Below are 18,927 nucleotides of genomic sequence, written 5' to 3'. Positions count from 1 at the left end.
GTTTCAGTAGCTGTCTTCTGCCAGGCTGGCGATGATCGAGCGGTAGCTGTTCATGCGCTGCGGCTTGATGCGCCCCTCTTCCAGTGCCTTGAGCAGCGCGCAGCCCGGTTCGCGGTCATGCTTGCAGTCGCGGAAGCGGCAGGTGCCGAACAGGTCGCGGAACTCGATGAAGCCATCCTCCACGTCGTCGCGGCTGACATGGCCAAGGCCGAACTCGCGGATACCCGGCGAGTCGATCAGGTCGCCGCCGTTGGGGAAGTGGTACAGCCGCGCCGTGGTGGTGGTGTGGGTACCCTGGCCTGACCATTCCGACAAGTCGCCGACGCGGGTGCCGGCGTCTGGCAGCAGGCTGTTGACCAGCGACGACTTGCCCACCCCCGACTGGCCGACGAACACGCTGATATGGCCGTCGAGTTGCTGCTGCAGGCGCTGCATGCCGTCGCCCTGGTGAGCCGATACTTCCAGCAGCGGGTAGCCCAGTTCGCGGTAGACCTCCAGCAGCGCATGCAGGCCGGGGCCGTTCTCGTCGTTGATCAGGTCGGCCTTGTTCAACAGCAGCAGCGGGCGGAGGCCGGCGTGCTCGGCCGCTACCAGATAGCGGTCGATCAGGTTCGGGTGCGGCTCCGGCGCCGGGGCGAACACGATCACGATCAGGTCGACGTTGGCTGCCACCGGCTTGAGTTGACCATGGTTGTTCGGCCGGCACAGCTCGGTGCTGCGCGGCATCTGCGCCACGATCACGCCGATGCCCTGGTTACCCGCACGCCACACGACACGGTCACCGGTGACCAGTGCTGGCAAGTTGGCGCGCAAATGGCAGCGGAACACCTGGCCTGCGGTTTCGCCATCCTGAGCTTCAACTTCTACCTGCACGCCGAAGTGCGCGATCACCAGGCCCAGTTGTTCCGGCCCCAGGTCGCCACCTTCCAGTTCCTGCAGTGCATGCTGCTCGCGTTTGGCCGCGCGAGCGGCGCGCTCGCCCTGGATTTTTTCGATCCGCCAGTTTTGGCGGCGATTGAGCTGGCGTTTGGCCATGAAGGTACCGTAAGAGAGGCCCGGCGTGGGGCATTGAAAACGGCAGGCAGTTTAGCACGCCCGCCGCTGGACTATTCTGCTCACCTTTGTGCCGTGAATGGGCGTGCCTTGGCCACTAGGCTAATATGACCGCCTATATGAGGAGCCCCTGCATGCAAAACCCACAGAACCTGATCTGGATCGACCTGGAAATGACCGGCCTGGATCCGGACAGCGATGTCATCATCGAAATGGCCACCATCGTCACCGACAGCGAGCTCAATACCTTGGCCGAAGGGCCGGTGATCGCCATCCACCACAGTGACGAAGTGCTGGCGCGCATGGACGAGTGGAACACCCGCACCCATGGTGCTTCGGGGCTGACCCAGCGCGTACGCGAGAGCAAGGTCAGCATGGCTGAAGCCGAGGCACAGACCATCGCCTTCCTCGAGCAGTGGGTGCCTAAAGGCAAGTCGCCGATCTGCGGCAACAGCATCTGCCAGGATCGTCGTTTCCTCTACCGCCACATGCGCAACCTGGAAAACTACTTCCACTACCGCAACCTGGATGTCTCCACCCTCAAGGAACTGGCCGCGCGCTGGGCGCCGGACGTGCGTGACAGCTTCAAGAAGGGCAATACCCACCTGGCGCTGGACGATATCCGCGAATCGATCGCCGAACTGCGTCACTATCGCGAGCACTTCATCAAGCTGTGAGTCGAAATGGCGCAGATATTGTATCTGCGCCCCCTTTTGGTGCCTTGGGCAACTGGTTAGACTGCGCGCCTTTCCTGCACGGACCCGCACCATGTTGTTGATGCTCTACCTTATCGCCATTACCGCCGAAGCCATGACTGGCGCGCTGTCTGCCGGGCGTCGCGGCATGGACTGGTTTGGCGTGGTGCTGATCGCCTGCGTCACTGCGCTTGGGGGCGGTTCGGTGCGTGATGTACTGCTCGGGCACTATCCCCTGACCTGGGTGAAGCACCCTGAGTACCTGGTGCTGACCAGTTTTGCGGCGCTGCTGACCATTTTCATCGCGCCGATGATGCGCCGCCTTCGCTCGCTGTTCCTGGTGCTCGATGCCCTGGGGCTGGTGGCGTTTACCTTGATAGGTTGCATGACGGCGCTGGAGATGGGGCAGGGCATGCTGGTGGCGTCGATCAGCGGGGTGATCACCGGGGTGTTTGGCGGGATCCTGCGGGATATCTTCTGCAACGACATCCCGCTGGTGTTCCGCCGTGAGCTGTATGCCAGCGTGTCATTTGCCGCGGCCTGGTTCTATCTGGGATGCGTGTATTTCAAGGTGCCGGCGGAGCAGGCGATGTTGCTGACTCTGTTTGGCGGCTTCCTGGTACGTCTATTGGCGATACGCTTCCACTGGGAAATGCCCAAGTTCCACTACAACGACCAGCAGTGACGCGATTTACAAGCGCAACATGGCCCATGTGGGAGCGGGCGTGCCCGCGAACACCGGCGAAGCCGGTGCCATTCCCTGTGTTGCCTGCTTCGCGGGCGCGCCCGCTCCCACAAGGATGGCGTATGCTCTGAGGCTGGTCGCTATTGAGCTCCGTGTCGGGCCAGCGCCCACTCCACATGCTCACGCACCAATTCCGATTCATCGTCACGCCTGGCCTTCAGCGCCTCGATCACGGGAATCGTGGAGGGCGCATTGCCCAACCCCACCGCCAGGTTGCGCAAGAACCGCTCGTACCCCGCCCGCCGCAAAGGCCCGCCCTCGGTCTTGCGCAGGAAGGTGCGTTCATCCCACAGGAACATCGCCGCCAGGTCGGTATTTTCCAGCCCGTGCCGTGGCTGGAAGTCCTGCTCCTGGCTGTGCTTGGCAAAACGGTTCCAGGGGCAGACGATCTGGCAGTCGTCGCAACCGAACACTCGGTTGCCCATCTTTGCGCGTAACTCGACAGGGATCGCGCCCCTTAGCTCGATGGTCAGGTACGAGATACAGCGCCGCGCATCCAGCACATAGGGCCCCACAAACGCCTGTGTCGGGCAGATGTCCAGGCAGGCCTGACAACGCCCGCAGTGCTCGCTGGTGGTGGCTTCGTCCACCGGCAGCGGCAGGTCGACGAACAGTTCGGCAAGGAAGAAGTAGCTACCCGCCTTGCGGTTGAGCAACAGCGTGTTCTTGCCGATCCAGCCCAGCCCGGCCTGTTCGGCCAAGGCTTTTTCAAGTACCGGGGCGCTGTCTACAAAGGCGCGGTAGCCGAACGGGCCGATGGCCTCCTGAATGCGGTCGGCAAGGAATTGCACGCGCTTGCGCACCAGCTTGTGGTAGTCCCGGCCAAGCGCGTAGCGCGACACGTAGGCCTTCTCCGGCTGGGCCAGGCGCTGCGCCATCTGCGTGTCGCCGGGCAGGTAGTCCATACGTAGCGAGACCACGCGTACCGTGCCGGGGATCAGCTGGTCGGGGTGTGACCTTTTGCTGCCGTGGGCGCCCAGGTATTCCATTTCACCCTGATAACCGGCGTCGAGCCAACGCTGCAGGTGGTGTTCGTGTTCGCCAAGGTCGACCCCGGCGATGCCAACATGGGCAAAACCGAGTTCCTGGCCCCAAATCTTGATCGATTGGGCCAGTTGGGCGAGGTCAGGTGCAGAGGCGGACATGGATGGGCAAGGCAATACGGGCTCAGGTGCGTATAATTCTGCCAGACATTGGAGCCTTTGACCCCATGCCGCAGACCAAACACCCTAGTAATGCCCCACAATTGCTCAGCAGCGTGACGGTTGCCCGCCTGCCGGCACGGCATGCGCATGCCCACAAAGGCGACTTTGGCCACGTACTGGTGGTCGGTGGCGATCTTGGTACCGGAGGCGCTGTATTGCTCAGCGCCGAAGCCGCCCTGCGTTGCGGCGCCGGGCTGGTCAGCGTGGCAACCCGGCCCGAGCACGTGTCGGCCAGCCTGGCGCGCCTGCCCGAGGTCATGTGCCTGGGTGTCCGTTCGGCCAACCAGCTGATGGGCGTGCTGGAGCGCGCCTCGGTACTGGTGGTCGGGCCCGGCCTGGGGCAGGCGGCGTGGGGCCGCAGCCTGCTGTCGGCGGTGGCCAACGCCGAGCGGCCGCAAGTGTGGGATGCCGATGCCTTGAATTTGCTGGCGCGGACCCCGCTGGCCCTGCCCAGTGGCAGCATCCTTACTCCGCACCCGGGGGAGGCGGCGCGGCTGCTGGGCATTGCCACCGAGGCCGTGCAGGCCGACCGTCCTGGTGCCGCGCGCAAGCTGGCGCGCCGTTATAACAGCGTCTGTGTACTCAAAGGTGCCGGCACACTGGTGGCAGCCCCGAGCGGGCAACTGGCGTTGTGCGAGCGCGGGCACCCGGCGATGGCCGGCGCCGGCCTGGGCGATGTGCTGACTGGCGTGCTGGCAGCCCTGTTGGCCCAAGGCCTGGATGCCTGGGGCGCGGGCTGTCTGGGGGTGTGGCTGCACGCCTGTGCCGGCGAGCGCCTTGGGAAAAAAGGTAGAGGCCTGGCGGCCAGTGATCTGGCGCCGGCCATTCGTGAGTTGTTGGAGGAGCATTCTGCGTGTCTGGCTTAAATCTGTTTCTGGCCGATGAAGAGGCCACGGTCAAATTCGGTGCAGCACTGGCCGAGGTGACCGGCGGTCGCGGCGTGATTTTCCTCGAGGGCGACCTGGGCGCGGGTAAAACTACCCTGTCGCGTGGCCTGATCCGCGGTCTGGGCCATACTGGTGCTGTGAAAAGCCCGACGTTCACCGTGGTCGAACCCTATGAAATTGGCGAGGTCCGAGCCTTTCACTTCGACCTGTATCGCCTGGTCGACCCGGAGGAGCTTGAGTTCATGGGCATTCGTGACTATTTCGAGGGGGACCCGCTGTGCCTGTTCGAATGGCCACAAAAGGGTGCGGGCGTTTTGCCAAAGCCTGACCTGACCATTACCATAAGCCCCCAAGCGAGTGGACGCTCGCTGAACCTTTCGCCGCAGGGGGCTCGCGGCGAGGCCTGGTGCGTGGCACTGGCCGAACACTATAAACAGTAAGTGGGGTAGGTATGCGCATACGCGCACTGGTCGCCATCGTTGGGCTGCTGCTGACAACGGTGACCGTTGAGGCTCTGGCCGTCACTCAAGTCAAGAGCATGCGCCTGTGGCGCGCACCGGACAACACGCGGCTGGTCTTCGACCTGTCTGGCCCCGTGCAGCACAGTGTCTTCACCCTGAGCGCACCCGATCGACTGGTCATCGACATCAATGGTGCAACACTGGCCGCGCCACTGAATGTGGCCACCTCCAACACGCCGATAAGCAGTGTGCGTTCGGCCCAGCGTACTCCGACCGATCTTCGGGTTGTGGTCGACCTGAAAAAGTCGGTTACCCCGAAAAGCTTCACCCTGGCGCCCAATGCACAGTACGGCAACCGCTTGGTCGTCGACCTGTATGACCAGGAAGCTGACGCTATCGCGGCCAGCGCGCCGCCGCCTGCACCGGCCCCGGTACAAACGCCTGCGACCACGCCGGCGGTGCCAGTAACGCCGGCCCAGCCGGCGATCAAGCTACCACCGGTACCCAGTGGCAAGCGTGACATCGTGGTTGCCATCGATGCCGGGCACGGCGGCGAAGACCCTGGCGCTTCCGGCTCGCGTGGCCAGCACGAAAAAGACATCGTGTTGCAGATCGCCAAGGAACTGCAGCGTCAGATCAACAGCGAAAAAGGTTTCCGTGCAGAGCTGACCCGCACCGGCGATTACTTCATCCCGCTGCGCAAGCGTACGGAAATCGCCCGCAAGAAAGGCGCCGACCTGTTCATTTCGATTCACGCCGACGCGGCACCGTCGCGCGCAGCCTTTGGCGCCTCGGTGTTCGCCCTGTCCGATCGTGGTGCCACCTCCGAGACTGCACGCTGGCTGGCCGACACGGAAAACCGTTCTGACCTGATCGGTGGTGCGGGTAACGTCAGCCTCGACGACAAGGACCGCATGCTTGCTGGGGTGCTGCTTGATCTGTCGATGACAGCCACGCTCAGCTCCAGCCTCAACGTGGGGCAAAAGGTATTGGGCAACATGGGGCGCGTCACCTCGCTGCACAAGCAGCGCGTGGAACAAGCCGGTTTTATGGTGCTGAAGTCGCCGGATATTCCGTCGATCCTCGTTGAAACCGGGTTCATCTCGAACAACAACGAAGCAGCCAAGCTGGCCACCGCCAGCCACCAGCAGGCCCTGGCCCGATCGATCCGCACCGGGGTGCACCAGTACTTCCAGCAGAACCCGCCACCTGGCACCTATATCGCCTGGCTGCGTGACACCGGCAAGATTGCCGCCGGCCCGCGTGAACACATCGTGCGCCCTGGTGAAACCCTGGCGATGCTCGCCGTGCGTTACCAGGTCAGTGTGGCCAGCCTGCGCAGTACCAACAGCCTGAAGACCGATGAGCTGAAGGTAGGCCAGCGCCTCGATGTACCCGCCACAACCCTGGCCGCGCAATAATGAGTGGTGGTTCGCGAATTCAGCTGCTCAGCCCGCGGCTGGCCAACCAGATTGCTGCCGGCGAGGTTGTAGAGCGGCCGGCATCTGTAGCCAAGGAACTGCTGGAAAACAGCCTGGACTCCGGTGCCCGGCGTATCGATGTCGAAGTAGAACAGGGCGGCGTCAAACTGCTGAAGGTGCGGGACGATGGCAGCGGTATTTCTGCCGACGACCTGCCGCTGGCCCTGGCCCGACACGCCACCAGCAAGATCCGCGAGCTGGAAGACCTTGAAGGGGTATTGAGCCTGGGCTTCCGTGGCGAGGCTTTGGCCTCGATCAGTTCGGTGGCGCGCCTGACCCTGACCTCGCGTACCGCCAGTGCCAGCGAGGCATGGCAAGTAGAAACCGAAGGCCGCGACATGACGCCGCGGGTGCAGCCCGCGGCGCACCCGGTCGGTACCTCGGTGGAAGTGCGTGATTTGTTCTTCAATACCCCGGCCCGGCGCAAGTTCCTAAAGGCCGAGAAAACCGAGTTCGATCACTTGCAGGAAGTGATCCGCCGGCTGGCGCTGGCCCGTTTCGATGTCGGCTTCCACCTGCGCCACAACGGCAAGAGCATCCTCAGCCTGCACGAGGCCCACGACGAAACCGCCCGTGCGCGGCGGGTGGGTGCCATCTGCGGCCCGGGCTTCATGGAGCAGGCGCTGCCGATCGACGTCGAGCGCAACGGCTTGCGCCTTTGGGGCTGGGTCGGTTTGCCGACGTTCTCGCGCAGCCAGGCAGACCTGCAGTACTTCTTCGTCAACGGCCGGGCAGTGCGCGACAAACTGGTCGCCCATGCCGTGCGTCAGGCCTACCGGGACGTGCTGTTCAACGGCCGCCACCCCACTTTCGTGCTGTTCCTGGAGCTGGAGCCCAACGGCGTCGATGTGAACGTGCACCCTACCAAGCATGAAGTGCGATTCCGCGAAGGGCGCTCTGTGCACGACTTCCTGTATGGCACCTTGCACCGTGCCTTGGCCGATGTACGCCCGGAAGACCAGTTGGCTGCACCTGCTGCCGTGCCTGAGCTGGTTCGCCCCACTGGCCAGCAGGCCGGTGAGTTCGGGCCCCAGGGTGAAATGCGCCTGGCCTCGCCGGTGCTTGAGCAACCTCGAGCCCCACAGCAGTCGTTTTCCAACAGTGGCAGTGGCGCCGGTTACCAGTATCAGTACACTCCGCGCCCTTCGCAGCCGCTGCCGGCTGCAGAGGCGCAGGCGGTGTATCGCGAGTTCTACAAACCGTTGGAAGGCGGTGCAGCGCCTGCGACGGCCCTGCCCGAGAGCAAAGGCGACATTCCCCCGCTGGGCTACGCGCTGGCGCAGCTCAAGGGCATCTACATACTGGCCGAGAATGCTGTTGGCCTGGTGCTGGTGGACATGCACGCCGCCCATGAGCGGATAATGTACGAGCGCCTCAAGGTGGCCATGGCCAGCGAGGGCCTGAGCGGCCAGCCGCTGCTGGTGCCGGAAACCCTGGCCCTCAGCCAGCGTGAAGCCGACTGTGCCGAAGAGCATTCACAGTGGTTCCAGCGCCTGGGCTTCGAATTGCAGCGCCTGGGCCCCGAGACCTTGGCGATTCGCCAGATCCCGGCCTTGCTCAAGCAGGCCGAAGCCAACCGCCTGGTGCAGGACGTGCTTGCCGACCTTATGGAGTACGGCACCAGTGATCGCATTCAGGCGCACCTCAATGAACTGCTCGGTACCATGGCCTGCCACGGTGCCGTGCGCGCCAACCGGCGCCTGGCAATTCCCGAGATGAACGCCCTGCTGCGCGACATGGAAAATACCGAGCGCAGCGGCCAGTGCAACCATGGCCGTCCCACCTGGACCCAGATGGGCCTGGACGATCTGGACAAACTTTTCCTGCGCGGTCGATGAAATGAGCGGCAAGCCCCCTGCAATATTCCTGATGGGTCCTACGGCGGCCGGCAAGACCGACCTTGCCATCGAACTTACCACAGTGCTGCCGTGTGAACTGATCAGCGTCGATTCGGCACTTGTCTACCGGGGCATGGATATCGGTTCGGCCAAGCCGTCGAAAGAAGTCCTCGCTGCCCACCCGCACCGGCTGATCGACATTCTCGACCCGGCCCAGAGCTATTCCGCCGCGCAGTTCCGTGCCGACGCGCTGGAGGCCATGGCCGAGATCACCGCGCGCGGCAAGATCCCGCTGCTGGTCGGCGGCACCATGCTCTATTACAAGGCGTTGATCGATGGCCTGGCCGACATGCCGGCCGCCGATGCGGCGGTGCGCGCCGAGCTGGAAGCGCAGGCTGAAGCCCTGGGCCTGGCCGAGCTGCACCGCCAGTTGGCCGAAGTCGACCCGGAGTCCGCGGCACGTATCCACCCCAATGACCCGCAGCGGCTGATCCGGGCGTTGGAGGTGTACCGGGTGAGCGGCGAGAGCATGACAGTTCATCGTCGGCGTCAATTCGCGGAAAGTCGCGGCGCAGACGCAGGCGCCGGCGGACATTTGCCCTATACTGTCGCCAGCTTGGCGATTGCTCCTACAGATCGTCACATTTTGCATCAGCGAATTGCGTTACGATTTTCGCAGATGCTGGAACAGGGCTTCGTTGACGAGGTCCGATCGCTGCGAGCCAGAAGTGACTTGCACGCCGGGCTGCCGTCTATACGGGCAGTGGGGTATCGGCAAGTCTGGGATTACCTGGATGGCAAGCTGACTGAGAATGAGATGCGTGAACGCGGTATCATTGCTACCCGGCAGCTGGCCAAGCGGCAGTTCACCTGGTTGCGTGGCTGGCCTGAAGTGCACTGGCTTGACAGCCTGGCCTGCGACAATCTGTCCCGCACCTTGAAATACCTTGGGGCCATCTCCATATTGAGCTGAGTCCCTGCTGATTGCCGTCTATTCTTGCGAAGGGGCGGCCTAATTTATCGATTTTATTGATTTTCTATTATTTATCCTTACAGGAGTGCGGCATATGTCAAAAGGGCATTCGCTACAAGACCCTTACTTGAACACCTTGAGAAAAGAAAAGGTCCCGGTATCCATTTACCTGGTCAACGGTATCAAACTGCAGGGTTCGATCGAATCGTTCGACCAGTTCGTGGTATTGCTGAAGAACACCGTCAGCCAGATGGTCTACAAGCACGCCATCTCGACCGTAGTTCCGGCCCGTCCGGTCCGCCTGCCAAGCCCGACCGACAGCGAGCACGGCGACAGCGAGCCAGGCAACGCCTGATAGGAGCCTGCATTGTTCTTTGAGCGCCACGGTGGTGGTGAGCGGGCATTGCTCGTTCACTTGGAAGGTCAGAACCCTGAGGCGCGCGAAGACCCGCAGGAGTTTCAGGAGTTGGCATTGTCGGCCGGTGCCGACATCGTCTCGCTGGTCACGGTGACAAGGCATCAGCCTTCCGCCAAATACCTGATTGGCAGCGGCAAGGTCGAAGAGCTGCACGACCTGGTCCATGCCGAACAGGTAGACCTGGTGATTTTCAATCACACCCTCACGCCCAGTCAGGAGCGCAACCTTGAACGTGTGTTCGAGTGTCGTGTGCTCGACCGTACCGGGCTGATCCTCGATATCTTCGCCCAACGGGCGCGTACCCATGAAGGCAAGCTGCAGGTCGAATTGGCCCAGCTGGAGCACATGAGCACGCGGCTGGTGCGCGGCTGGACTCACCTTGAGCGACAAAAAGGTGGTATCGGCCTGCGCGGCCCGGGTGAAACCCAGCTGGAAACCGACCGCCGCCTGTTGCGGGTGCGTATACGCCAGATCAAGTCACGCCTGGAGAAAGTGCGCAGCCAGCGTGAGCAGGCGCGTCGCGGGCGCAAGCGCGCGGATATCCCCTCGGTGTCGCTGGTGGGTTATACCAACGCCGGCAAGTCCACGCTGTTCAACGCCCTGACCGAATCCGAGGTGTATGCCGCGGACCAGCTGTTCGCCACCCTCGACCCGACCCTGCGCCGGCTCGAGCTCAACGACCTGGGGCCGATCGTGCTGGCCGACACCGTAGGCTTCATTCGCCACCTGCCGCACAAGCTGGTCGAGGCATTTCGGGCTACGCTCGAAGAGTCGAGCAACTCCGACCTGTTGCTGCATGTGATCGACGCCCATGAGCCTGAGCGCATGGAGCAGATCGAGCAGGTGCTGGCGGTGTTGGGCGAGATCGGTGCCGAGGGGTTGCCGATCCTGGAGGTGTACAACAAACTCGACTTGCTCGAAGATGTCGAGCCTCAGATCCAGCGCAATGCCGATGGCAAGCCGGAACGGGTCTGGGTATCGGCACGCGATGGGCGTGGCCTGGAGCTGGTTGGCCAGGCGGTTGCCGAGTTGCTGGGGGATGATCTGTTTGTCGGTACCCTGTGCCTGGAGCAGCGTTTTGCCCGCTTGCGCGCGCAATTCTTTGCCTTGGGGGCCGTGCAGAGTGAAGAGCATGATGAAGAAGGGCGCAGCCTGCTGAGCGTGCGACTGCCCATGGTCGAACTGAATCGCCTGGTCAGCCGCGAAGGCATGGAGCCGCAAGTGTTTGTCGAGCAACACACTTTGCAATAAATGCTCGTCGAGGTCGCCGGGCAGCAGTGACAGGCATTCTGTAGCATTGGACGGCGCGCCGTGGGCGCGTCTTTGCTTTATCAGATGGAGAGCGCTATGGCTTGGAACGAGCCGGGTGGCAACTCGAACAATCAGGATCCCTGGGGCGGCCGCCGTGGTGGCGGTGGCGGCGGTGGTGACAAGAAAGGTCCACCGGATCTGGACGAGGCCTTCCGCAAACTGCAGGACAGCCTGAATGGCATGTTCGGCGGCAGCAAGAAACGTGGCGGCGGTGATCGCAATGTCGGCAAGGGCGGTGGCCTGGGCCTGCTGGGCATCGGCCTGGCGGTGCTGGCTGCAATCTGGCTGTACAGCGCCGTGTATGTGGTCGACGAGCAGGAGCAGGCGGTTGTGCTGCGCCTCGGCAAGTACTATGAGACGGTCGGTCCCGGCCTGAACATCTACTTCCCGCCGCTTGATCGCAAGTACATGGAAAACGTCACGCGTGAGCGTGCCTACACCAAGCAGGGCCAGATGCTGACCGAAGACGAGAACATCGTCGAGGTGCCGCTGACCGTCCAGTACAAGATCAGCAACCTGCAGGACTTCGTGCTCAACGTCGACCAGCCTGAGGTGAGCTTGCAGCACGCGACCGAGAGTGCACTGCGTCACGTGGTGGGTTCCACTTCGATGGACCAGGTGTTGACCGAGGGTCGTGAGCAGATGGCCGTGGATATCCGCGAACGCCTGCAGCGCTTCCTCGACACCTACCGTACCGGTATCACCGTTACCCAGGTGAACGTACAGAGCGCGGCAGCCCCGCGTGAAGTGCAGGAAGCCTTCGACGACGTGATCCGCGCCCGCGAAGACGAGCAGCGTGCCCGCAACCAGGCCGAGTCCTATGCCAATGGCGTGGTGCCGGAAGCCCGTGGTCAGGCCCAGCGCATCATCGAGGACGCCAATGGTTACCGCGATGAAGTCATCGCTCGCGCCAAGGGTGAGGCAGACCGCTTCACCAAGCTGCTTGCCGAGTACCGCAAGGCACCTGACGTAACCCGTGAGCGTCTGTATCTGGAGACCATGCAAGAGGTCTACAGCAACTCGAGCAAGGTCATGGTGGCAACCAAGGACGGGCAGAGCAACCTGCTCTACCTGCCACTGGACAAGATGGTCGAAGGCAGCCGCAAGCCGTCCATGCCAACCACCAGCGCGTCGCCATCGGCTAACGATGCGGCCGCCCGTGCCGCGCAGGACATGCAACAGCAACAGCAGCCGCTGCGTACTAGGGAGAGCCGCTGATGAGCAATAGATCGCTGATCGCCCTGATCGCCGCCGTGGTCCTGGCCATCGTGGCCTGGAACAGCTTCTACATCGTGTCCCAGACCGAGCGTGCGGTACTGCTGCGCTTCGGTAAGGTGGTCGAGGCGGATGTTCAGCCAGGCTTGCACGTGAAGATTCCATACGTTAACCAGGTGCGCAGGTTCGACGCCCGACTGATGACCCTCGACGCTCCGACCCAGCGGTTCCTGACCCTGGAAAAGAAAGCGGTGATGGTCGACGCCTATGCCAAGTGGCGTGTCAAGGACGCTGAACGCTTCTACACCGCCACGTCCGGCATGAAGCAGATCGCCGACGAGCGTCTGTCGCGTCGTCTGGAAAGTGGCCTGCGCGACCAGTTCGGTAAACGGACCCTGCACGAAGTGGTTTCCGGTGAACGTGACGCGCTGATGGCTGACATCACTGCATCGCTGAACCGCATGGCGAGCAAGGAACTGGGCATCGAGGTGGTCGACGTGCGCGTCAAGGCCATCGACCTGCCGAAGGAAGTCAACCGCAGCGTGTTCGACCGCATGAGCACCGAGCGTGAGCGTGAAGCCCGCGAGCACCGTGCCAAGGGTAACGAGCTGGCTGAAGGTATCCGTGCCGATGCCGACCGTCAGCGCCGTGTGCTGCTGGCCGAGGCTTATCGCGAAGCGGAAGAAACCCGTGGTGATGGTGATGCCCAAGCGGCTGCTATCTATGCCAAGGCCTACAGCCAGGACGCTGATTTCTATGCGTTCCACCGTAGTCTGCAGGCATACCGCGAGAGCTTCTCGAGCAAGAGCGACGTGATGGTCCTGGACCCGAAGAACGAATTCTTCCGTTACCTGGACAAGAGCAGGCCTTGATGCTCAGGCCCTGATTTTCATGCAGCGGCACCCCGCCTGGCAGCTAATGCACCAGGCGGGGTGCATCCTGAATGAAAAGGGGTGTATGATGAGGCAGCCGGGAAATTTCCCGGCTTTTTTGCGTCTGCAAGGTTGATTGGCTCAGCGCCGGTTGACAGTTTGGTCAGCTCGCAAGGCAATTTGAGGGTGTCGGGTACGGTGGCTGCGCTGGGATCAGTGCTGCCCGCTGCTGTGCGCGATACCGGCTTTTCTGACGGTTTGCCTGCTGGCAAGCCGCCCGGACCAGAGGGGAAATGGCGTAATGGCAACGGTAGACCGCTGGCTGCTGCCAGATGGCATCGAGGAAGTACTGCCACCTGAGGCTGCGCGCATCGAGATCGCGCGCCGCCAGGTGTTGGACCTGTTCCAGAGTTGGGGCTACGAACTGGTCGTCACCCCGCATATCGAGTACCTGGAGTCGCTGCTTACCGGCGCCGGCCAGGACCTGGATCAGCGCACCTTCAAGGTAGTGGACCCGCAGTCCGGCCGCCTGATGGGCTTCCGCGCCGACTTCACCCCGCAGGTAGCGCGTATCGATGCGCACACACTGCGCCGTGAGGGCCCGAGCCGCCTGTGCTATGCCGGCAGCGTGCTGCACGCCCAGCCGCGTGCCCTGTCCACCTCGCGCAGCCCGATCCAGCTGGGTGCCGAACTGTACGGCGATGCCAGCCCTACCAGCGACGTCGAAGTCATCAGCCTGATGCTCGCCACGCTGCAACTGGCCGATGTGCCGGATGTGCACATGGACCTGGGCCACGTCGGTATTTACCGCGGCCTGGCCCGTGCCGCCGGCCTGTCTGGCGCGGTCGAACAGCAGTTGTTCGACGCCATGCAACGCAAGGCTGTCGATGAAGTGCAGGCGCTGACCGCCGACCTGCCGAAAGACCTGGGCAGCATGCTGCGCGCTCTGGTCGAGCTATGCGGTGGTCGTGAAGTACTGGCTGAAGCCCGCGTGCGCCTCGGTCGCGCCCCGGCCAGCGTGCTGGCGGCGCTGGACGACCTGCTGGCAATCGCTGATCGCCTGGCGTCGCGCTACCCGGACCTGCCGCTGTACTTCGACCTCGGCGAGCTGCGGGGTTACCACTACCACACGGGCGTGGTGTTCGCCGTGTTCGTGCCAGGCGAAGGCCAATCGATCGCCCAGGGCGGTCGCTACGACGATATCGGCGCCGACTTTGGCCGGGCACGCCCGGCTACCGGCTTCTCCACGGATTTGAAGACCCTGGTCACACTGGGGCGAGCGGAGGTCGTATTGCCAACTGGCGGCATCTGGATGCCGGACAGTGGCGACGCGGCCCTCTGGCAGCAAGTCTGCCAGTTGCGCAACGAGGGCCAGCGTGTGGTCCAGGCATTGCCTGGCCAGCCGTTGAGTGCTGCTCTCGAGGCGGATTGTGATCGGCAATTGATTCAGCAAGACGGGCGCTGGCAGGTTCTGCCGCTGGCCCAGTGAGTTTCTGCGTCGGCAACAGGCCGGCAACCAAGTTTGCGTGAATGAGGACCAATGTAATGGGTAAGAATGTCGTCGTCCTGGGCACCCAGTGGGGTGATGAGGGCAAAGGCAAGATCGTCGATCTGCTGACCGAACATGCTGCCGCCGTAGTGCGCTACCAGGGTGGCCACAATGCGGGTCACACCCTGGTGATCAACGGTGAAAAGACCGTTCTGCACCTGATTCCATCCGGCATCCTGCGTGAAGGCGTACAGTGCCTGATCGGTAACGGCGTGGTCGTTGCCCCGGATGCACTGATGCGTGAAATCACCAAGCTGGAAGAAAAAGGCGTACCGGTGCGCGAGCGCCTGCGCATTTCCCCGGCTGCGCCGCTGATCCTGTCGTACCATGTGGCCCTGGATCAGGCCCGCGAAAAAGCCCGTGGCGAAGCCAAGATTGGCACCACCGGCCGTGGTATCGGCCCAGCCTACGAAGACAAGGTTGCCCGCCGCGGCCTGCGTGTGGGCGATCTGTTCCACCGCGAGCGTTTCGCCGCCAAGCTGGGTGAGCTGCTGGACTACCACAACTTCCAGCTGGTGAACTACTACAAAGAGCCAGCCATCGACTTCCAGCAGACGCTGGACGAGTGCATGGCTTACGCCGAACAGCTCAAGCCGATGATGCTCGACGTCACCGCCGAGCTGCACAACCTGCGTCGCGCCGGCAAGGACATCATGTTCGAAGGCGCCCAGGGCTCGCTGCTGGACATCGACCACGGCACCTACCCGTACGTCACCAGCTCCAACACCACTGCTGGCGGTATTTCCACCGGCTCCGGCGTCGGCCCGATGTACCTCGACTACATCCTCGGCATCACCAAGGCCTACACCACTCGCGTGGGTTCCGGTCCGTTCCCGACCGAACTGTTCGACGAGACCGGTGCTACCTTGGCCAAGCGTGGCCACGAGTTCGGCTCCACCACCGGCCGTGCCCGTCGCTGCGGCTGGTTCGATGCCGTGATCCTGCGTCGCGCCATCGACGTCAACAGCATCTCGGGCATCTGCCTGACCAAGCTGGACGTACTGGATGGCCTGGAAACCATCAACATCTGCGTCGGCTACAAGAACGAGAACGGTGCCGTCATCGACGCGCCTTCCGATGCCGACAGCTACATTGGCCTTGAGCCGGTGTACGAAGAGATGCCAGGCTGGAGCGAGTCGACTCTGGGAGTGAAAACCCTGGAAGAGCTGCCGCAAGCTGCGCGTGACTACATCAAGCGCATCGAAGAGCTGGTTGGCGCGCCGATCGACATCATTTCGACCGGCCCGGACCGCAACGAGACCATCGTGCTGCGTCATCCGTTCGCCTGATCTGCCCTCCAGGCTGATCTGACGCCGTGGCCCTGAGAAGGGCCGCGGCGTTTTCATTTGTGGGCATGTCTGTGCTGGCCAATATCCACCGGCAATCCACCGTTGCCGCCGCTACCGTATTCGCGGGTAAACCCGCTCCTACACTGGGTGTGGGGCACACAACGGCGGTGGGGGGAGGGCCGTTGTAGGAGCGGGTTTACCCGCGAATGGGCCGGCACACGAAACCCCATTGCTAGACCTTGGCGCATTTCCCTGCTGCCTACGGCACAACCCTTGCTGTAAGAAGTTTCTGTAGATGCCATCAAAATAGTGGCGCCAGAAAACACGAGGGTTACACCGTGTCTGCCATCCTCTCACTGTTACGAAGCCGCCTCTTGCGGCCTGTGTTTGTTGCCCTTGGTATCGCTCTTTTGGTGCAGGTGCTGGTTGCCGTTGCGCTCACCCGAAGCACGGTCACCGCCCTGGAGGCCGACCTTGGCGAACGGCTGGGTAATGACAGCCGCCAACTCGCAAGCGATCTGGAGCAAGCCGGGCAAGATGTGCGCTCTGGGCTCGACGGCCTGTCCAGCAGTACCCGCCAGCGCCTGAGCGCAGGGTTGTCGGAGCGCCTGCAAAGCGAACAGCAGCAACTTCGCAGCACCTTGGAGAAGAACCTCAAGGACTCCGCCAACGACATGGCCGAGTTGCTGGCTTCGGTTGCACCGCGGGCGATCTGGGACAACGATGTGCCAGTGCTCTCTGATTTCGCACGACGCGCGCAGCGCAATCCGAGCGTGCTGTTCGTGGTGTACGACGACGCTCAGGGTCAGCACCTGACTCGCTACCTCAACCGGCAAAACCCGATCAACCAGGCCTTGATGGAAAAGGGTCAGGGCGAGCGTGCGCTGGACAAGGTGATTGATGCTGCCCGGCGTGACCCGGCGGTGTACTTCGTCGAAGCCTCGATCAGCCCCAATGGCACGGAAATCGGTAAGGTGGTGATGGGGGTTTCCACTGCCGGCATCGACCATGAGCTAAAGGCGCTGGACCAGCGCTTCGCGGCGCTGATCGCTAGCGGAGAGCAGTTGGTTGGCGACAGCCTGGTCGGAGCTGCTGCCGATAGCGGCAAGACCCTGCGCGAGCGCCTGGAGAAGGCGCAGGGCAGTGCTGCCGCCATGCAGGCCAATACCGCGCAAACCGTGCGCGATGCCGCTGCAGAGCTGCGCTGGCGTATCGGTCTGGGCCTGGTGCTGGTCGGCCTAGGGGTGCTGGTGGTGGTGGCACTGGTGCTAGGCCGCCGGGTACTGAGCAAGCTACGCCTGTTGATTGCCGCCCTCGATGACCTGGCGGCCGGCGAAGGTGACTTGACCAAGCGCGTGCCGCTCGACAGCCGAGATGAAATCGGCGACATGGCCTCGGCAGTGAACCGCTTTGTCGACAAGTTGCAGCCGATTGTGCGCGAAGCCGGCGAGGTGGCGCAGCGCACGGGTGTGGAGATTGGCGCGATGGCCCAGCGCAACGCCGGCGCAGATGCTGCCGCCGCATTGCAGCGCGATGAAGTGGCCGCCAGCCTGCGCGACCTGTCGAGCATGGCTGATGAAGCACAAGCCGAAAGTCATGCGATGCAGGCGGCGTTGCAGCAAGTGGTGGATATCCGCCAGGCGACCGATGAAAACAGCCGCACCTCGACCCAGCTTGCCGGTTTGATCGAGAACCTGGCTGGGCAGGTGGATGCCGGCTCCCAGGTGATCGAGCGCCTGGCCAAGCAGAGCGAGCAGATCGAAGTGGTGCTGACGGTGATCCACGGCATCGCCGAGCAGACCAACCTGTTGGCCTTGAACGCCGCCATCGAGGCGGCCCGTGCTGGCGAAACCGGGCGCGGCTTTGCCGTGGTGGCCGACGAGGTGCGCGCACTGGCGAGCAAGACGCAGAGCTCCACCGGGGATATCCAGGCCCATATCGCTGCGTTGCAGAAGGGCGCCAAGGAAGCCGTGGCCACCATCAGCCAGGCTGGGCTCAAGGCTAGCGAAGGCTTGCTGGTGCTGCGTGACAACGAACGCCGCCAGCAGTCGGTGCAGGCGGCCGTGGAACAGGTGCATGCGGCCATAGGCCTGGCAACGCGGGCGGCCGAACAGCAGGCGAGCGGTGCGCAGGCGGTGCGTGGGCGGGTAGAAACCATTCATGCCCAGGCCGAGCGCTCGGCCGAGGTGGTGATGCAGACTACGGCCAGCAGCAAGGTGCTGGATGAACTGGCAGCGCAGCTGCGAGCCAGCCTGGGCCAGTTCAGGGCCTGACCCGGTTCTTGTAGGAGCGGCTTTGTGTCGCGATGGGCTGCAAAGTAGCCCCGGCAATTCATAGGTTGTCGCCAATACCCAGGGGCTGCCTCGCAGCCCATCGCGACACAAGGCCGCTCCTACAGAGGGCGCTGTTGCTATGATGGCGACGACACATGGCAAAGGGAGTTGTTCATGTCTGCCCAACTAGTCGCCGCCCCGGCCGAGCTGGATTTTCTTCATTGCGACAGCGTGCACATCGCTGCAACCATGACCGCGCTTCAAGCCTACTGTGCGATGACCTCGGATGTCCCCGGCTGGCTGGCCCAGGCGTTCCGCTTGCGCGACTTCATCTCGCGGCGCTTCAACGTCACTGCCATTCACGGTTTCTCATCGCGTAGCCCCGAGCGGGTGCCGGTAGTGGGTGAGCATCTGGACTTTTTCAGGGTCGAGGCCATCAGCAACCAGCAACTGGTCCTGACCTCGCGTGATACGCACCTGGCTGTAATGGTGAGTGTGGATCTAGATGATCAGGGGGAGGGGTGTCAGCGCTTGAGCGTGACCACCTCGGTGCAGTGCTTCAACACCTTCGGCCGGCTTTACATGTTGCCGGTCGGCAAGGCCCATGGGCCAATTGTGCGGCGCATGCTGCGTAACATCTGATGGCCGGCAAGCCCCCACAG

The 18,927-nt window shown here is 63.1% G+C and carries 17 protein-coding genes; 15 read left to right on the top strand and 2 right to left on the bottom strand.

The genetic code is table 11. The annotated features are described in order from the left end of the window. Positions 1-3: 3 nt before the first annotated feature. The gene (gene rsgA / locus FQ668_RS23815; RefSeq protein ID WP_014592599.1) at positions 4-1,035 is read right to left on the bottom strand and encodes a small ribosomal subunit biogenesis GTPase RsgA; all 1,032 of its coding nucleotides are present in this window, start codon (positions 1,033-1,035) and stop codon (positions 4-6) included. Positions 1,036-1,187: 152 nt separating this feature from the next. On the opposite strand from rsgA, the gene orn reads away from it, so the two are divergent. Together orn and FQ668_RS23805 are read left to right on the top strand one after the other, a co-directional pair. Continuing rightward, a complete protein-coding gene (gene orn, locus FQ668_RS23810; RefSeq protein ID WP_003249514.1) occupies positions 1,188-1,730 on the top strand; it encodes an oligoribonuclease in 543 nt (180 codons plus the stop codon). A gap of 91 nt (positions 1,731-1,821) precedes the next feature. Beyond that, positions 1,822-2,433: a trimeric intracellular cation channel family protein gene (locus FQ668_RS23805; RefSeq protein WP_003249516.1), complete on the top strand. Its 612-nt coding sequence runs from the start codon at positions 1,822-1,824 to the stop codon at positions 2,431-2,433. 140 nt (positions 2,434-2,573) lie between these two features. Here the strand turns inward: FQ668_RS23805 and queG are convergent, their stop codons facing one another. After that, complete coding sequence (gene queG / locus FQ668_RS23800; protein WP_014592598.1) at positions 2,574-3,638, bottom strand: tRNA epoxyqueuosine(34) reductase QueG; 1,065 nt, start codon at positions 3,636-3,638, stop codon at positions 2,574-2,576. Positions 3,639-3,703: 65 nt separating this feature from the next. Between queG and FQ668_RS23795 the strand changes: the two genes are divergently transcribed. The 13 genes from FQ668_RS23795 (at position 3,704) to FQ668_RS23735 (ending at position 18,907) form a co-directional block, all read left to right on the top strand. Further along, positions 3,704-4,564 (top strand): NAD(P)H-hydrate dehydratase, encoded by an 861-nt coding sequence (locus FQ668_RS23795; protein ID WP_014592597.1) that lies wholly within the window; start codon positions 3,704-3,706, stop codon positions 4,562-4,564. Further along, positions 4,552-5,025, top strand: a complete 474-nt coding sequence (gene tsaE / locus FQ668_RS23790; protein WP_003249523.1) for a tRNA (adenosine(37)-N6)-threonylcarbamoyltransferase complex ATPase subunit type 1 TsaE — start codon at positions 4,552-4,554, stop codon at positions 5,023-5,025. The genes FQ668_RS23795 and tsaE overlap by 13 nt, the downstream gene beginning before the upstream one ends. Before the next feature lie 11 nt (positions 5,026-5,036). Further along, the gene (locus FQ668_RS23785) at positions 5,037-6,467 is read left to right on the top strand and encodes an N-acetylmuramoyl-L-alanine amidase (RefSeq protein ID WP_014592596.1); all 1,431 of its coding nucleotides are present in this window, start codon (positions 5,037-5,039) and stop codon (positions 6,465-6,467) included. After that, positions 6,467-8,365: a DNA mismatch repair endonuclease MutL gene (gene mutL / locus FQ668_RS23780; protein ID WP_014592595.1), complete on the top strand. Its 1,899-nt coding sequence runs from the start codon at positions 6,467-6,469 to the stop codon at positions 8,363-8,365. Before FQ668_RS23785 ends, mutL begins: the two co-directional genes overlap by 1 nt. Before the next feature lies 1 nt (position 8,366). After that, positions 8,367-9,338, top strand: coding sequence for a tRNA (adenosine(37)-N6)-dimethylallyltransferase MiaA (gene miaA / locus FQ668_RS23775; protein WP_019437573.1), 972 nt, complete (start codon positions 8,367-8,369; stop codon positions 9,336-9,338). Positions 9,339-9,432: 94 nt separating this feature from the next. After that, positions 9,433-9,693 (top strand): RNA chaperone Hfq, encoded by a 261-nt coding sequence (gene hfq / locus FQ668_RS23770; RefSeq protein ID WP_003249532.1) that lies wholly within the window; start codon positions 9,433-9,435, stop codon positions 9,691-9,693. Positions 9,694-9,705: 12 nt separating this feature from the next. Beyond that, a complete protein-coding gene (gene hflX / locus FQ668_RS23765; protein WP_012274456.1) occupies positions 9,706-11,007 on the top strand; it encodes a ribosome rescue GTPase HflX in 1,302 nt (433 codons plus the stop codon). A 96-nt stretch (positions 11,008-11,103) separates the two neighbouring features. After that, entirely contained in the window at positions 11,104-12,285 is a 1,182-nt protein-coding gene (hflK, locus tag FQ668_RS23760) for an FtsH protease activity modulator HflK (protein ID WP_014592593.1), read from the top strand. After that, positions 12,285-13,154 (top strand): protease modulator HflC, encoded by an 870-nt coding sequence (hflC, locus tag FQ668_RS23755; protein WP_014592592.1) that lies wholly within the window; start codon positions 12,285-12,287, stop codon positions 13,152-13,154. Before hflK ends, hflC begins: the two co-directional genes overlap by 1 nt. 301 nt (positions 13,155-13,455) lie before the next feature. Beyond that, positions 13,456-14,643, top strand: coding sequence for an ATP phosphoribosyltransferase regulatory subunit (locus tag FQ668_RS23750; protein WP_010955481.1), 1,188 nt, complete (start codon positions 13,456-13,458; stop codon positions 14,641-14,643). 56 nt (positions 14,644-14,699) lie between these two features. Further along, positions 14,700-15,992 carry an adenylosuccinate synthase gene (locus FQ668_RS23745; RefSeq protein ID WP_003249542.1) on the top strand — a complete coding sequence of 431 codons (1,293 nt, stop codon included), beginning with the start codon at positions 14,700-14,702 and terminating at the stop codon, positions 15,990-15,992. Positions 15,993-16,330: 338 nt separating this feature from the next. After that, positions 16,331-18,265 (top strand): methyl-accepting chemotaxis protein, encoded by a 1,935-nt coding sequence (locus FQ668_RS23740; RefSeq protein WP_041167101.1) that lies wholly within the window; start codon positions 16,331-16,333, stop codon positions 18,263-18,265. Positions 18,266-18,439: 174 nt separating this feature from the next. Beyond that, on the top strand, positions 18,440-18,907 hold the full coding sequence (locus FQ668_RS23735; protein WP_076402318.1) for a DUF2867 domain-containing protein: 468 nt from the start codon (positions 18,440-18,442) through the stop codon (positions 18,905-18,907). The last annotated feature ends 20 nt before the right edge of the window (positions 18,908-18,927 follow it).

This window comes from Pseudomonas sp. Kh14, assembly GCF_900291005.1.
Taxonomy (GTDB): domain Bacteria; phylum Pseudomonadota; class Gammaproteobacteria; order Pseudomonadales; family Pseudomonadaceae; genus Aquipseudomonas; species Aquipseudomonas alloputida.
Note: the sequence above shows the minus strand (reverse complement) of the source record. Positions and strands in the feature narration are given on the sequence as shown.